Origin of the sequence: Mesorhizobium sp. M1A.F.Ca.IN.020.04.1.1 (assembly GCF_003997315.1) — a bacterium.
GTDB lineage: Bacteria > Pseudomonadota > Alphaproteobacteria > Rhizobiales > Rhizobiaceae > Mesorhizobium.
Window position 1 is genome coordinate 1 of record NZ_RZSN01000156.1, and the last position, 13,959, is coordinate 13,959.

The window sequence follows — 13,959 nt, forward strand, 5'->3', positions numbered from 1 at the left end:
TCCTGAAGGATGCCGGCATCGAGAACGAGATCCGCCGGCAATAATGGCAGCATCAACCGCCCTCGCCCCGGACACGCCGGCCCACACGGTCGACGCCTTCCATCGCGGGCGCTTCTGGCTGGTGCAGCCGCGACAAGGCCACCGTGCCGGCATGGACGCCATGATGCTGGCTGCTGCCGTCCCGTCCGGCTTTTCCGGCCGGCTCGCCGATTTCGGCGCGGGCGCCGGTGCGGCGACGCTCGCCGTGCTGTCGCGCTGCCCTGAGGCACACGCGGTTCTGGTCGAGCGTTCCGCGGAGATGGCGGCCTTTGCCGCCGCCACGCTTGCCCACCCCGGCAACGCGCATCTCGGCGACCGCGCCTCGGTGCTTAAGGCCGACGTCACGCTTGCGGGACGGGCACGGCACGGAGCCGGACTTGCCGACAATTCGTTCGACTTCGTCGTCATGAACCCGCCCTTCAACGCGGCACAAGACCGCGCCACGCCGGACGCGCTGCGCAGAGAAGCGCATGTCGCGGAGGACGGCCTGTTCGAGCGCTGGATCAGAAGTGCGGCCGCCGTCGTCAAGCCGCGCGGCGGACTGGCGGCGATTGCGCGGCCGGAGCAGCTTGTCGCCATCCTGGATGCGATGGAAGGCCGCTTCGGCGATGCCGAGATGCTCTGCGTGCACCCGCGCCCAGACGCGGCGGCGATCCGCATCGTCGTCAGGGCGGTGCTCGGCGCGCGCGGAAAACTGTCGATCCGGCCTCCGCTCACCTTGCACGGCGCATCCGGCAACGAGCCGACGGAGCGGACCGAAATGATCAACAACGGGCTGGCGTCGCTGTTCGGCGATTGATCAGAGGCCGGCGATGCGGCATTGCCGTTGCGCGGCGAATTCCTACATGCCCGGGAGCAAGGATGAGGTCTGACCTTGCTCTAGCATCTCTTGTGGAGACAAGCTTTCGTGAAACGCTTCTTCAACCGCCTGCTGCCGAAATCCTGGCGCTCGACAGTCGTCACCATTCCGGTCATCAGGCTGCATGGCACGATCATGCCCGGCGGCGGCCAGTTACGGCCAAGCCTGTCGCTCGCCTCGACGGCCGGGCTCATCGAGAAAGCGTTCGGCTTCGACGCGCCGGCGGTTGCGATTTCGATCAACTCGCCGGGCGGCTCGCCGGTGCAGTCGCGGCTGATCTTCAAGCGCATCCGCGACCTGGCGGCAGAGAAGGATAGACGAGTGCTCGTCTTCGTCGAGGATGTGGCGGCCTCCGGCGGCTACATGATCGCAATCGCCGGCGACGAGATCTTCGCCGACCCTTCCTCGATCGTTGGCTCGATCGGCGTCGTCTCCGCCTCCTTCGGCTTCCCCGAGCTGATGAAGAAGATCGGCATCGAGCGGCGCGTCCACACCGCGGGCCAGAACAAGGCCGTGCTCGACCCCTTCAAGCCGGAAAAGAGGGAAGACGTCGAGCGGCTGAAAGCCTTGCAGCTCGAAGTGCACGAGACCTTCATCGATCTCGTCAAGGAACGGCGCGGCACCAAGCTCAAGGACGACCCGGATCTGTTCACCGGACTGTTCTGGACCGCCAAGAAGGGTCTCGAGCTCGGCCTCGTCGATGCGCTGGGCGACATGCGCAGCGTGCTCAAGACCCGTTTCGGCGAAAAGACGCAGCTCAGGCTGATCACCGCGCCGCGCGGGCTTTTCGGCCGTTTCGGCTTGTTCGGATCGCGTTTTTCGGCGCCGGACATCGCCGCGGCCGCGGCCAGCGGCGTCATCGATGCGGCGGAAGAGCGCGCGCTGTGGGCGCGCTTCGGGCTTTGAAAAAGCCATGATTGCGTCTAGCATGGCCGCTTGACCGACCCATCCGGCCGGCCTTGCCGCGAGAAACGCGGGAGGAGTTGTGAGATGCCGCAGATCATTTTCTTCGTTGTCGTCGGCGCCGCCGCCTATTTCGGTTATCGCGCTTTCGTACGCGAGGCCGAGCGCGTGACGGCCAAGATCCGGCGCACCGAGAAGCAGGCGGCCAACGGCACGATGGGAACGCTGGTCAAGGATCCGAAGACCGGCGAGTACCGTCTGGCCAAGGACTGAACACCATCTCGCCAGCAGCCGACATTCTGGAGGCCGAGGCCAAGTCCCGGACATGGCTTGCGCCTGCCAAGATCAACCTTGCGCTGCACGTCACCGGACGGCGCGCCGACGGTTATCACCTACTCGACAGCCTTGCCGTGTTCACGCGCTTCGGCGACCGGCTCGAGATCGAGCTGGCGCAAGACGATGCGTTCTCGGCGTCTGGTCCCTTCGCCGCCGGTGTGCCAATCGATGGCGACAATCTGGTACTCAAAGCGCGCGACGCGTTGCGGCGGGAAGCCGGCGCGCAACAGGCGCCACCAGTCGCCATCCGGCTGGAGAAGAACCTGCCGGTCGCTTCCGGCGTCGGCGGCGGCTCGAGCGACGCGGCGGCGGCGCTCAACGGCCTTTCGCGCCTCTGGAAGCTCGACATCGGGGAGGCGGGGCTGGCGCGGATCGGGCTGACGCTCGGCGCCGATCTGCCGATGTGCCTCAAGGCAAGGCCGCTCATTGCGCGCGGCATTGGTGATGAAGTGTCGCCGCTGACGGAGTTTCCGGCGCTGGCGCTCATCCTGGTCAACCCGGGCGTGGCCGTTTCGACACCCGAAGTGTTCAAAGCGCTTTCCAAACCTGACAATGAGGCATTGCCGCCGCTGCCCGGCCGCCTCGATTTTCACAGCATGCGCAATTGGCTCGACACGACGCGGAACGATCTCGAACCTGCCGCTCGCGCCATCCAACCGGCGATCGGAGATGCGCTCAAGGCGCTGAAAAAAGCGGGAGCCGCCTTTGCCCGCATGTCGGGCTCCGGCGCTACCTGCTTCGGCCTGTTCGAGACTGGCAATGTCGCCAAGCGCGCGGCGATCGACATCCGCCGCCGCCATCCCAGTTGGTTCGTGGCCGCGACGCGCAGCATGGAGACCGACTGATGGCCAACGAAAGCCGCCCCTTCATCCCGGTGCGCATCGCGGTGCTGACCGTTTCCGACACGCGCAGCCTGGCCGAGGACAAATCCGGGCAGATATTGGCCGACCGCATCGCAGAGGCTGGCCATATACTGGTGGCTCGCGACATCGTCACCGACGACCGCGAGAAGATCCGCGAAAAAGTGCTCGCCTGGTCGAGGGATGAAACGGTGGACGTCGTTATCACCACGGGTGGCACCGGCTTCACCGGCCGCGACGTAACGCCGGAAGCGCTGGAGCCGATTTTCGAAAAGCGCATGGACGGCTTTTCGGAAGTCTTCCACCGGATTTCCTATGACAAGATCGGCACATCGACGATCCAGAGCCGGGCGACCGGCGGCGTCGTCAACGCCACCTTTATCTTCGTGCTGCCGGGCTCGCCCGGCGCGTGCAAGGATGCTTGGGACGGCATCATCAAGGCGCAGCTTGACTACCGGCACATGCCCTGCAACTTCGTCGAGATCATGCCGCGGCTGGACGAGCACCTCAGGCGCCGCGGCAAGCCGGAGTAGCGGCCCCGTCCGGCTCAGCGGATGACCGGCTCGCCGTGGAAGCGGCGGCGCGACGGCCGCGAGACGCCGAAGCCGATTTCCATCATCAGCCGCGGCGTATGCGTCGGCACCGTTCCCATATGGAAGCCGAACGGATCCTCGACGAAGCCGAGGCCCGCCTCGCCCGTCAGCGTCGCAGCGCTTTCCGGACCGTAGACGTCCAGCACGTCTTCCGCGGGGTGGCCGACCAGAAGCGTGAGCTGGTGCTTGAGCGCGCGGCGCCTGTGGCTGCCGCGGACATAGACATGCGGGCCGGTGCCGGCGTCGACCGGCACCAGATAGAAGAAGAATTTCAGCATCCGCCAATCGTCGAGATCGAAATGGTATTTGCCGAGCGAGGCGAGATTCTTGTCGGCATCCGAGGCCTTGCCGGTCGGAAAGCTCCACCACACGCGCGTCGTGATCAGTTTCGCCTGGCCGCCGAGATAGTGCTGCGCGACCTCGAGGAGCAGCGGATCCCGCTGGATGGCAAGCGCCGCCGGGCAATCGAGAATGCGTTCGAAATAATGCCCGCTGAGCAGCGAGCGGCCGAAACGCTTCTCCGCCTCGGCATGGTCGCCCGGAATGAATTCGAGACGGCGGTCGAAATTGCCGAAACAGGGCGTGCGTTGCGCAAAAACGGCGATCTCCTCATGGATCGCCGACGGCAGCGTGAACCCCGAAAACAGTCCATCGGAGCGAAGCGCCGCGACCACCGCCTCGCGATCGACGCCGGCAAACATCGTCTCTCCCGCATTGTCGAGCGGGCGAACGCGTCTGGCGCCTAGCCAGTGCATGCGGCGCCCCGGCATGGTGCGCGCCAGCACGAACATCGGCAGCCAGGCCGGATTTTCGCGTAGATCTTTCAGATAGGTCGGGATGCGCACGGCGATGCGCCTGAACAGGCTGCCATTACGAGCGATCGCCTCCAGGCTGGCCGCGCCTGAATTGTCTGGAGTACCAAGGTTCATCGGGTTCCTCGTATGCACGGCGTCCGACGAAGCGCCAGCCGTCTGCCGCTTCATCGTCACCCAATCCCGATTGTCCCGCTTCAAGCAGATGCTAATCCACTGCAGGTTTTTGTGCAATGCACAATAGAATGGGCCGGCAAAGTTCGCGGCCTTTTTCTCTCTTTTCGCCTTCTGGAGAGAAGGAGGGCATGCGCTCACTTCGGCGGCGCCACCCAGATTTCGGCATTCAGCCTTCTGGTGGCGAGGCCCCGCGCCAGGGCTTCGGCGCTGCGGGCGCTTTTCGCCAGCACCGTGGCCTGGCGCTTGCTGATGACAAGCCCTTCCTCCAGAGCCCGGTTGCCCGAAAAAACCCGGACCAGAAACGGCGTGCGATTGCCGCGGGCGCGTGAAAAACGCGCCGGCATCGTCTGCCTCGCCGCGTGAGCGACGACGTCGTCGATCCAGCCTTCGGCGAGCCGGGCGCCGGGTTCCAGAAGCAGGAGCCAGTCGCCCTTGGCCTGGCCGATGCCTGTTGCGATGCCGCCGGCGACAAGGTGGCAGCCGGCATGCTCGGCGACGCGATGCGTCTGGTCGGTCGAGCCGGTGTCGCAGACGATGACGTCGCGCACCACGCCCTCGACCGCGCCGCCGATCAGCGAGGCCAGCGTGCGGGCAAGGCCTTCTTCGTCGTTCCTGGTTTCGATGAGGACGCTGAGCATTTTAGCCGAATAGCGGAAAGCGCGGCGCTGCGCCAGTTGCGCGTTCTGAACGAAAAAGTTCTTGCTTTGTTCTCATTGGCAAAATAGGAATAGTTTCATGAACAGAGCGATTCGACAGCCTGCCGACAGTCCCTGGGAGAGGGCGAAAATGGAACAGATCGTGCGCGCCGACATTGCCGCTTTCGGAGCAGGCAGAGCCGAGATGGCAAATGCAATGATAGAACAGAGCGGCATGCGCGTGCGGCCGGACCGCAATCGCGGACGCTCCGCGGGCATCAATCCGTCCGGCCGCTTCGAGCCGGTCAGCCGGCATGTGTTCGACGATGGCTGGAACTCGCTGGAGGAACTGCCGCCGTTCAAGACGGAGGTGCAGGTCGAGAAGCCGCGCACCATCATCACGCGCAACGAGTCGCCGGACATTTCCTTCGATCGTTCGATCAATCCCTATCGCGGCTGCGAGCATGGCTGCGTCTATTGCTTTGCCAGGCCAACGCATTCCTTCATGGGCCTGTCGCCGGGGCTCGATTTCGAATCCAAGCTCTTTGCCAAGCCCGATGCGGCGCGAATGCTGGACAGGGAATTGTCGAAGCCCGGCTACCAGCCGCGCACCATCGCCATCGGCACCAACACCGATCCCTACCAGCCGATCGAAAAGCAATACCGGATCATGCGCGAGATCCTGGAGGTGCTGGAGGCGCGTGGCCATCCGGTCGGCATCGTCACCAAGTCGGCACTGGTGACGCGCGATATCGACATCCTGTCGCGCATGGCCGAACGCGGCCTCGCCAAGGTGGCGCTGTCGGTGACGACGCTCGACCGCATGCTGGCGAGAACCATGGAGCCGCGCGCCTCGACGCCGACAAAGCGGCTGGAAGCGATAAGGCAGCTTTCGGATGCCGGCGTCCCCGCCTCGGTGATGGTGGCGCCGATCATTCCCGGCCTCACCGATCCGGAGATGGAGCGCATCCTCGATTCGGCGCGCGCCGCCGGCGCCAGGGAGGCAGGCTATGTCGTGCTGCGTCTGCCGCTCGAGGTGGCGCCGATCTTCAAGGACTGGCTGTTGCGCCATTATCCGGATCGCTACCGGCATGTGATGTCGCTGATCCGCTCGATGCGCGACGGCAAGGACTACGATTCGGAATGGGGCAAGCGCATGAAGGGCGCCGGACCCTATGCCTGGCAGATCGGCCGGCGCTTCGAGATCGCCGCCAAGCGGCTCGGCCTCAATGCCGAGCGGCGGCAGCTTCGGACCGACCAATTCGTCGCAGGCTCCGGCGTCGGCGAGCAGTTGATGCTGCTGTGAAGATGATGCCGGCCGCGAAGGCCGGCGGCTAAGGCAACTCGGGAGGCAGAGTTTTGCGCCCGGATTGCGATCCGCTAACCCTCTGTTTTGATGTAACTTCGTACGGAAGGCCCGCTACGCACTCTTCCTGGAATTGCTCAAGAATCCCGTCCGGCCCAGTCCCCCGGCCGTGAGACGGTGCCCTCCCGGTCCGACGCCCCATCCGACCCGGAGGGACTTGCGGAGAATCGGAGCCGATGCGAACCTCGCCGCACCATGGCTCGCGCGCGTTCCGATTCTCCGCTTCTCTTCGAAATGGTCGAGAAGCCCGACTTCTCGATTGAAACGAAAGCGATGGCCGAGGGGCTGTGGCCGGTAGCGGGGATGGACGAGGCGGGCCGCGGGCCGCTTGCCGGTCCGGTGGTGGCCGCGGCCGTGGTGCTCAACCCGGCCAACATTCCCGAAGGGCTCGACGATTCCAAGCGCCTCACCCATCTGCAGCGCGAGGCGCTGTTCCTCAAAATCCTGGGCTCGGCGCTCAGCGTCTCGATGGCCTCGATCAGCGCCGAAGGCATCGACAACAGCAACATTCTGAAAGCCAGCCTGGAAGCCATGCGTCGCGCCGCCGCCGGACTGTCGCTGCCGCCCAAACTGGCGCTGGCGGACGGCCGCGACGTGCCGCCAGGGCTCACCTGCGAGGGACGCGCGCTGATCAAGGGCGACCAGCGCTCGCAATCTATCGCCGCCGCCTCGATCATCGCCAAGGTGATGCGCGACCGCATGATGTGCGGCTGCGGCGGCCATCATGAGCATTACGGGTTCGAAATGCATATGGGCTACGCGACGGTCCGCCACCGGACCGCGATCGAGGCGCATGGCCCGGTGGCGCGACTGCATAGGGCGTCGTTCGCACCGTTCCGGTTTGGCGGCGTCGAGGTGGCGGAAGCGGAAGAGAGCTTCGAGGGAATAGATTAATCTCCCCTCTTGAAGGCAGGCTGAGAGTCGTCGCGCGTGAAGCGCCAACGCCCTCAGTCGCACAAGGGGTTGAGCTCTACGCGCAACGGCCCCCTCTGTCGCCTTCGGCGACATCTCCCCCTCAAGGGGGAAGATTATTCGCGCCCAAAACAAAAAAGCCGCCGGGTTGCCCAGGCGGCTTCATGTCAGCAACGGCAGAGCCGCTCAGTTCAGCTTGGCCTTCACGTCCTGCAGCGCCGACTTGAACAAATCGGCGCCGGCCTTGGCGTCGACCTTGGCGGCAAGCAGCGCACGGGCGGCCTCGACGGCGATGTCGACGGCGCTGGCACGCACCTCGCCGATCGCTTCGCGCTCGGCCTGGCTGATCTTCTGCTCGGCAAGCGCCGTGCGCCGGGCGACGTAGTCCTCGGTCTTCTTATGCGCCTCGGAAGCAAGGAGCTCGGCCTCGCGCTTGGCGGCGGCGACGATGTCGGCGGCCTCCTTCTCGGCTTCCTTGCGCTTCTGCTGGTATTGGCCGAGCAGCTGCTGGGCCTCTTCGCGCAGGCGGCGCGCTTCCTCGAGCTCGCTGCTAATCTTGGCCGCACGGGAATCGAGCGACTTTGCGAGCATGCCCGGCACCTTCAGATAGATGACGGCGCCGAGGAAGATGATCAGGGCAATGGTGGCCCAGAGCGTGGCAAGTGATGTGGCGTCCATGATGGCCTCCTCACCGGGTCGCGGATTTGACCGCGGCCGAAATCTCGGCCTTGTCGGTCTTGCCGCCGACCAGCGCCTCGACGATGGCCGACGTGGTGTCCTCGGCGATCGTGCCGACTTCCTTCATCGCCTTGGCCTTGATCGAGGCGATGCTCGCCTCGGCCTCGCCGAGCTTCTTCTCGAGTTCCGTCTCGAGCTTCTTGCGCGTGCTTTCGGCTTCGCTCTTGGCGGCGTCGCTCGCCTGCTGGCCGATCTTGTTGGCGTTGGCCTTGGCTTCCGTCAATTCCTGCTCATAGGCGGCAACGGCAGCGTCCGCCTCGCCCTTCAGCCTGGCGGCGTGGTCGAGATCCTGGGTGATGCGATCGTTGCGGACATCGATGATACCGCCGATGCGCGGCATCACAACCCGCTTCAGGAACAGATAGAAGAGCCCGAAGGTGATGACGAGCCACAGGATCTGCGACGGGAAGGTCTCGGCATTGAACGGCGGGAACGTGCCATGCTCCTCGGCAGGCACGGCGGTGCCCGCATGCGTATCGCCCTCGGCCGTGGCCGGCGCGGATTCTTGCGCAAAGGCAGATGTCACGAACATCTCATTCCCCTGTCCATACGGCGGGGCCGCACCATGCGGCCCCTTTCGTCAGCGCGTGGTTCTTACCTGAAGACCAGCAGCAGCGCGATGAGGAGCGAGAAGATGCCCAGCGCTTCGGTCACGGCGAAGCCGAAGATCAGGCGGCCGAACTGGCCGTCAGCGGCCGACGGGTTGCGGAGCGCACCCGAGAGATAGCTGCCGAAGATGTTGCCGAGGCCGATGCCGGCGCCGCCCATGCCGATGCAGGCGATACCAGCGCCGATAGCAGCTGCTGCAGTTGCGTCCATTTCAAAACTCCTGTGGTTTTCGTAATCGTTGCGGTTGGTACGTTGGGTATGCTGGCGCCGGGGCGCCGGTGAAAATCGATCAGTGGCTCGGGTGCAGAGCGTCGTTCAAATACATGCAGGTCAGCACCGCGAAGACGTAGGCCTGCAGGAAGGCGACCAGCAGTTCCAGCGCCGTCAGGGCAACCGCCATGGCGAGCGGCAGGACCGAGCCGGCGATGCCGACCGCACCCAGTGCGCTGAGGCTGACGACGAAGCCCGAAAACACTTTCAGCGTGATGTGGCCGGCCAGCATGTTGGCGAAAAGACGAACGGAGAGGCTGACCGGACGCGAGACAAAGGAAATGACTTCGATCGCCACCACCAGCGGCATCAGATAGCCAGGCACGCCATGCGGCACGAACAGCTTGAGGAAGCCGAGGCCGTGCTTGGCGAAGCCGTAGACGATGACGGTGCCAATGACCAGGATCGCCAGCGTGAAGGTGACGATGATGTGGCTGGTGACGGTGAAGAAATAAGGGAACAGGCCGATCAGGTTGGCGACCAGCACGAACATGAACAGCGAGAACACCAGCGGGAAGAACTGCATGCCCTGCTTGCCCGCCGCATCGCGCAGCATGTTGCCGACGAACTCATAGGCCATTTCCGAGACCGACTGCAGGCGGCCAGGAATGAGGGCGCGGCTGGCGGTGCTCATGTAGAGGAAAGCGGAAGCGACGGCGATCGTCACGACCATGAACAGAGCGGAGTTGGTGAAAGAAATGTCGTAGCCGCCGATATGAAGCGGGATGATCGGATGGATCTGGAACTGGTGGATCGGATCGACCTGGTCAGCAGCAGCCACTTTAAATCCCCGTCAAAGCCGCAACCGGCTTCTTAAGTTTCTTTCGCGCCTTGCGGCGCCTTACTTCAGTCCTTCGGTTCGGGCGGCTTGCCGCCCTGGCCGAATTCCGGTGCAAGTCCCGACGAACGCAGGACATTGAGTATACCGGCGCCAAAACCCAGCAGCAGGCCGACGATCAGACCCCAGGGCGCGATTCCCGCCAAGCGGTCGATGATCCAGCCCAGGCCGACACCAACCACCACTCCGGCGATGAACTCGCTGGACAGTTTCAGGGCCTGGCCGTAACCGGTCGCAGCTTTCGCTTCGTCTTTCCCCTCGAGCCGGTCCGTGCGTCTTGATGCAAGCGATGCTTCAAGCTCGCGCCGGCGGCGCTCAAGTTCGTCGTCGCGGATGGTGGCTTCTGGCTGCCTGCCGCGGCCGGTTTCTCCGGTTCCGTCTGGCCCGTTTTTGTCGGCCATCGCAACCCCCCTGCCCGGGCAGACGATCACCGCCCGTCCGCTTCTAAAGTCGCCGGCAACATAGTTAGCGGGTCCGCGCCCGTCAAGCCACGGGCCGAACTTCAAAGCGATGTATTTTCCGCTTTCAAATCAATGGCTTATCCGGGTGCGACATCGTGCCCGTCACGCCTGTGCGAGGACTCGGCGCGAATCCGGGCGACAAGCCGCGCTGATCGGTGCGCGCAGCAAACGAGAAAGAGCGTTGCCGCGGGGTGCCGATCAAGCGGCTCAGTTCGAGCCGCCTAAACGGCTCAGCTCCAGCCGCCGCCATAGGTGCGATAGAAGATGTGCAGGCCGATCCTGGTCATGCGCTGCATGGCGCGCGCCCAGCCCGGATGGACGTAGTTGGCGTAGTAATGGGTCGAGGATCCGACCTCGGGGATGAAGATCTTGCCGGCGGTCACCGCCATGGCGACATCCTGGGCAGTCTTGTACGCGACCGGGTCGTTGATGCGCTTCTTCCTGCCGTCGCAGGCGAAAGAGAACTGGCAGCGGTTGAACCAGTTGTCGTTCTGGTAGACGACGCCGCAGATCGTCTTCGGATAGGCAGGGTTGCGGACGCGGTTGAGGATCACCTGCGCCACCGCGGCCTGGCCGCGCACCGGTTCGCTGCGCGCCTCAAAATAGATGCCCTTGGCGAGGCATTCCTGTTCCGGCTTGGAGAAGACGGCCGCCGGCAGCGGGTTCTGCATCCAGGCGTGATCTCCCTTGCCCATCGGCGGGATGAAGCGGCCGTCATTCGGATCGTCCTGCAGCAGAGCCTCAAAGGGCGAGGCCTTGGCATAGTCCGGCGCCGACTGGGCATAGGCGGTGGCGAGGATGTCGGGCTTGTCGTTGTTGACGAGAGCGACGAGAGCCGCCGGCAAATCCGGATCGGGCTTCTTGTCCTCGCGGATGTGGAAGGCCTGGGCGATCTGGATTTCCTTGCCCTTGATGCCGGGCTTGGCGAAAGTCAGCTTCAGGCCGCTGTCCATCGCCGGACGGAGCAGCGAGGAGGTACGCTCGAAGATGGAGCCGGCGCTGAAATTCTTCGGCGGCGCAACCGGCGACACCTGGACGAGGCGGCCCTTCTTGTCGGCGCGCACGACGCGGTCCTCATCGGGCGTAGCGCCGGCAACATTGCCCTTGCCGCGGAGCGCCACCGTGCCAACGCCAGGCAGGTCCACGCCGGAGCCGGAGATCGAACCCGTGGCGGCCGAATCGACGAACGGCATCTCGGCGGCGTGCACCGAGCCGGCGACGGATTTTTCGACATAGGCATTCCAGCGATGGCTGGGCGACTCCAGCCCGGACACGAGGCTTGCCATATCCTGGTAAGCGACGACGGACGGAAAGCCGACCCAGAAGCCGAGCCCCAGAACCAAAGGAGGAAGGAAGGAACGTTTATTCGCAACGGCGGCGGCGACGAGCCGCGTAAGAACGCGTCGATGCACGGAACTCTCCAGAAACGCTACTGACCCCGGAGAGCCAAAATGAAGCATTAACCTTGATGGGGGGTTAACGGCACCGATCGTGTTTTTTTCATGTTGCAGATAAGCCGGCCTCCGCCAGCTGTGGAAAGCCGGCGAAAACGTCAGGCCGTGCGCAGAAAAATCGGCCATGCGATCGCCGCGCAGATCGCGGCCGCCAGCCACACGCCCGGCCATGCGAAGAGAAGCAGAAGCCAGGGAATGGCGATCGGCACCAGGCAGAAGCCGACAAAGACCAGAGTGTTGGCGAGGCTGAGCGCGGTGCCGACATGGCCGGCACCGGCAAGCGTCGCAAGCTCGGTATAGGCAACGCCATGCCAGGCCGATACGCAGATGCCGGCTACGATCATCATAAGGGGCAGGAGCAACAGCAGCGACGGCTGCCTGGCTGCAGCGATGGCCAGAACCCATAGCACCAGGAAGGCCAGCGCGCTCAGCGCGCTGCAGAACCTCAGGAACGGCCTTCGGTTGCGGTGGCGGTCGGTGTAGCGGCCGCTCCAGACACGCATCACCATGGCGCCCGTCTGCACGGCGGCGAGGGTGGCGCTGGTCACCCATGTGCCCGTGCCGGCAAAGTCGTGCAGGAAGACGGAGGCAAAGGTGAGCACCGCCACCTGCGGGAAGCAGAGCAGGCCGATGGCTGCCGAGATGCGCCAGACCTCGATGTTGCGCAGCGGCGCCGGGCCGGTCGTGACGGCGGCGGCATGCGCGTCGCCTTGCGTCGGCGGCTCGTGCAACCAGCGCCGGGCAAAGCAAGCCGAGAGCGCGGAGAGAGCCGCCAGCAGGCCGAAGACGGCGGCGAAGCCGAAGCCCAAGGCTAGCCACGGCAGGACGAGCGCGCCGAGCCCGCCGCCAAGCGGCACCGCCGTCTGCCTGATGCTCATGGCGAAGCCGCGCTCGTCTTCGCCGAACCAGCCCATGATGGCGCGGCCGCTGGAGCCGTTGACGCTGCCGCCGAGCAGGCCTGCAACGAGCAGGCTGGCCGAAAGCAGCACGACACCGGGAGCGGCTGTTTTCGTCGGCACGACGAGGATTGCCATGGCAAAAAGCCACATGGCGGTCGCGCCGAGCCCGGTCAGCAGCACGCGGCGGTCGCCCCAGCGGTCGGTAAGCACGCCCCAGGGCAGTTCGCTGAGCGCCACGCCGAGGCCGAGCAGACCGAGCGCAGCGCCGAGCGAGGCATTGTCGAGATGGTAACCCTGGCGCATCACCACAGCCGTCGCCGGGATGCCGGAGAAGGTAGCGGAGAAGCCGGCATTGGCGGCGACGCCGATGCCGAGCACTTTCCATCGATGGGTGGGCCCGAAGGCGCGGCCAGCCGAAGCGGCGGCGCCTGCCGCGAGCCGCCGGCAATCGTTGCGAGTTACGATGGCGGACATGATCTCGTATTCCCTCTGCGCCGGTCGATCGGTCTTGACCGGTCGGATGTAGCGCCATAGCTTCATCCAGAAAATCAGCAAGTTTTTGATCGATAATCCTGAAAATAAGGACAATCTCATGCGACGCGTCACATTCGACCTCGACGTGCTCAGGACCTTCGTCACCGGCATGGAGCTTGGCAGTTTCGCCAAGGCGGCCGAGCGGCTCGGCCGCTCGACCTCTGCCGTCAGCGCGCAGCTGAAGAAGCTGGAAGAGCAGGCGGCGACCCCGGTCTTCCGCAAGGCGGGGCGCGGCCTGGCGCTTACCGAAGCCGGCGAGACGATGCTCGGCTATGCGCGGCGTCTCATCGAGCTCAATGACGAGGCGGCCTCAGCTATCCGCGACGTCGAGCTGGAAGGCTGGGTGCGGCTCGGCCTGCAGGAGGACTTCGGCGAGGCCGTGCTGCCGGAGGTGCTCGGCCGGTTTGCCCGTGCGCATCCCAAGGTCCGGATCGAAGCGCGGATCGGACGCAGCCATGAGCTCGCCGAGCGCGTCGTCTCAGGCAGCCTCGACATCGCGCTGGCCTGGCACGACGGCACGATCCTGCCCTACAGCCGGCATGTCGCCGAGCTGCAGGCGCGCTGGATCGGCCCGGCGAAACCGATGGAAGCCGGCCACAATGGTGAAGCGCTGCCGCTGGTGTTGTTCGAGGCGCCGTGCCTGTTGCGCACCGTGGCGACCGAG

General features: G+C 65.0%; 17 protein-coding genes. 8 read left to right on the forward strand and 9 right to left on the reverse strand.

Going from position 1 to position 13,959, the window contains the following annotated elements:
- Positions 1 to 43: 43 nt before the first annotated feature.
- The 5 genes from EOA49_RS24775 (at position 44) to moaB (ending at position 3,530) form a co-directional block, all read left to right on the forward strand.
- Positions 44 to 838: a methyltransferase gene (locus EOA49_RS24775; RefSeq protein ID WP_164746893.1), complete on the forward strand. Its 795-nt coding sequence runs from the start codon at positions 44 to 46 to the stop codon at positions 836 to 838.
- A gap of 108 nt (positions 839 to 946) precedes the next feature.
- On the forward strand, positions 947 to 1,804 hold the full coding sequence (locus EOA49_RS24780; RefSeq protein ID WP_127241485.1) for a S49 family peptidase: 858 nt from the start codon (positions 947 to 949) through the stop codon (positions 1,802 to 1,804).
- A gap of 84 nt (positions 1,805 to 1,888) precedes the next feature.
- The gene (locus EOA49_RS24785; RefSeq protein ID WP_066999017.1) at positions 1,889 to 2,074 is read left to right on the forward strand and encodes a hypothetical protein; all 186 of its coding nucleotides are present in this window, start codon (positions 1,889 to 1,891) and stop codon (positions 2,072 to 2,074) included.
- 26 nt (positions 2,075 to 2,100) lie between these two features.
- On the forward strand, positions 2,101 to 2,982 hold the full coding sequence (locus EOA49_RS24790; protein ID WP_127241486.1) for a 4-(cytidine 5'-diphospho)-2-C-methyl-D-erythritol kinase: 882 nt from the start codon (positions 2,101 to 2,103) through the stop codon (positions 2,980 to 2,982).
- Positions 2,982 to 3,530, forward strand: coding sequence for a molybdenum cofactor biosynthesis protein B (gene moaB / locus EOA49_RS24795; RefSeq protein WP_066999023.1), 549 nt, complete (start codon positions 2,982 to 2,984; stop codon positions 3,528 to 3,530). Before EOA49_RS24790 ends, moaB begins: the two co-directional genes overlap by 1 nt.
- Positions 3,531 to 3,544: 14 nt before the next feature.
- On the opposite strand, the gene EOA49_RS24800 is transcribed toward moaB, so the two are convergent.
- The gene (locus tag EOA49_RS24800) at positions 3,545 to 4,519 is read right to left on the reverse strand and encodes a hypothetical protein (RefSeq protein ID WP_095801114.1); all 975 of its coding nucleotides are present in this window, start codon (positions 4,517 to 4,519) and stop codon (positions 3,545 to 3,547) included.
- 194 nt (positions 4,520 to 4,713) lie between these two features.
- The gene (locus EOA49_RS24805; protein WP_095800921.1) at positions 4,714 to 5,217 is read right to left on the reverse strand and encodes a glycosyltransferase; all 504 of its coding nucleotides are present in this window, start codon (positions 5,215 to 5,217) and stop codon (positions 4,714 to 4,716) included.
- A gap of 148 nt (positions 5,218 to 5,365) precedes the next feature.
- On the opposite strand from EOA49_RS24805, the gene EOA49_RS24810 reads away from it, so the two are divergent.
- Complete coding sequence (locus EOA49_RS24810; RefSeq protein ID WP_127241487.1) at positions 5,366 to 6,520, forward strand: PA0069 family radical SAM protein; 1,155 nt, start codon at positions 5,366 to 5,368, stop codon at positions 6,518 to 6,520.
- 255 nt (positions 6,521 to 6,775) lie between these two features.
- A complete protein-coding gene (locus EOA49_RS24815) occupies positions 6,776 to 7,474 on the forward strand; it encodes a ribonuclease HII (RefSeq protein WP_067327805.1) in 699 nt (232 codons plus the stop codon).
- A gap of 204 nt (positions 7,475 to 7,678) precedes the next feature.
- On the opposite strand, the gene EOA49_RS24820 is transcribed toward EOA49_RS24815, so the two are convergent.
- The 7 genes from EOA49_RS24820 to EOA49_RS24850 form a co-directional block, all read right to left on the reverse strand.
- Positions 7,679 to 8,170 (reverse strand): F0F1 ATP synthase subunit B, encoded by a 492-nt coding sequence (locus EOA49_RS24820; RefSeq protein ID WP_066999035.1) that lies wholly within the window; start codon positions 8,168 to 8,170, stop codon positions 7,679 to 7,681.
- Positions 8,171 to 8,180: 10 nt separating this feature from the next.
- Positions 8,181 to 8,762: a F0F1 ATP synthase subunit B gene (locus tag EOA49_RS24825; RefSeq protein WP_127241844.1), complete on the reverse strand. Its 582-nt coding sequence runs from the start codon at positions 8,760 to 8,762 to the stop codon at positions 8,181 to 8,183.
- A 62-nt stretch (positions 8,763 to 8,824) separates the two neighbouring features.
- Entirely contained in the window at positions 8,825 to 9,049 is a 225-nt protein-coding gene (locus EOA49_RS24830; protein WP_066999040.1) for a F0F1 ATP synthase subunit C, read from the reverse strand.
- Between the two features lie 79 nt (positions 9,050 to 9,128).
- A complete protein-coding gene (locus tag EOA49_RS24835) occupies positions 9,129 to 9,890 on the reverse strand; it encodes a F0F1 ATP synthase subunit A (RefSeq protein WP_066999043.1) in 762 nt (253 codons plus the stop codon).
- A 65-nt stretch (positions 9,891 to 9,955) separates the two neighbouring features.
- The gene (locus tag EOA49_RS24840) at positions 9,956 to 10,348 is read right to left on the reverse strand and encodes an AtpZ/AtpI family protein (RefSeq protein WP_127241845.1); all 393 of its coding nucleotides are present in this window, start codon (positions 10,346 to 10,348) and stop codon (positions 9,956 to 9,958) included.
- A 290-nt stretch (positions 10,349 to 10,638) separates the two neighbouring features.
- Entirely contained in the window at positions 10,639 to 11,820 is a 1,182-nt protein-coding gene (locus EOA49_RS24845; RefSeq protein ID WP_067327803.1) for a cell wall hydrolase, read from the reverse strand.
- 140 nt (positions 11,821 to 11,960) lie between these two features.
- Positions 11,961 to 13,235 carry an MFS transporter gene (locus EOA49_RS24850; RefSeq protein ID WP_127241846.1) on the reverse strand — a complete coding sequence of 425 codons (1,275 nt, stop codon included), beginning with the start codon at positions 13,233 to 13,235 and terminating at the stop codon, positions 11,961 to 11,963.
- A gap of 118 nt (positions 13,236 to 13,353) precedes the next feature.
- On the opposite strand from EOA49_RS24850, the gene EOA49_RS24855 reads away from it, so the two are divergent.
- On the forward strand, positions 13,354 to 13,959 hold a 606-nt coding region (locus EOA49_RS24855), incomplete at its 3' end, for a LysR family transcriptional regulator (protein WP_127243406.1).

Bases quoted from the DNA above. Each gene is read 5' to 3' on its own strand.
- EOA49_RS24775 (WP_164746893.1), top strand. From the start codon at position 44: ATGGCAGCATCAACCGCCCTCGCCCCGGACACGCCGGCCCACACGGTC.
- EOA49_RS24785 (WP_066999017.1), top strand. From the start codon at position 1,889: ATGCCGCAGATCATTTTCTTCGTTGTCGTCGGCGCCGCCGCCTATTTC.
- moaB (WP_066999023.1), top strand. From the start codon at position 2,982: ATGGCCAACGAAAGCCGCCCCTTCATCCCGGTGCGCATCGCGGTGCTG.
- EOA49_RS24800 (WP_095801114.1), bottom strand. From the start codon at position 4,519: ATGAACCTTGGTACTCCAGACAATTCAGGCGCGGCCAGCCTGGAGGCG.
- EOA49_RS24805 (WP_095800921.1), bottom strand. From the start codon at position 5,217: ATGCTCAGCGTCCTCATCGAAACCAGGAACGACGAAGAAGGCCTTGCC.
- EOA49_RS24810 (WP_127241487.1), top strand. From the start codon at position 5,366: ATGGAACAGATCGTGCGCGCCGACATTGCCGCTTTCGGAGCAGGCAGA.
- EOA49_RS24815 (WP_067327805.1), top strand. From the start codon at position 6,776: ATGGCTCGCGCGCGTTCCGATTCTCCGCTTCTCTTCGAAATGGTCGAG.
- EOA49_RS24820 (WP_066999035.1), bottom strand. From the start codon at position 8,170: ATGGACGCCACATCACTTGCCACGCTCTGGGCCACCATTGCCCTGATC.
- EOA49_RS24825 (WP_127241844.1), bottom strand. From the start codon at position 8,762: ATGTTCGTGACATCTGCCTTTGCGCAAGAATCCGCGCCGGCCACGGCC.
- EOA49_RS24830 (WP_066999040.1), bottom strand. From the start codon at position 9,049: ATGGACGCAACTGCAGCAGCTGCTATCGGCGCTGGTATCGCCTGCATC.
- EOA49_RS24840 (WP_127241845.1), bottom strand. From the start codon at position 10,348: ATGGCCGACAAAAACGGGCCAGACGGAACCGGAGAAACCGGCCGCGGC.
- EOA49_RS24850 (WP_127241846.1), bottom strand. From the start codon at position 13,235: ATGTCCGCCATCGTAACTCGCAACGATTGCCGGCGGCTCGCGGCAGGC.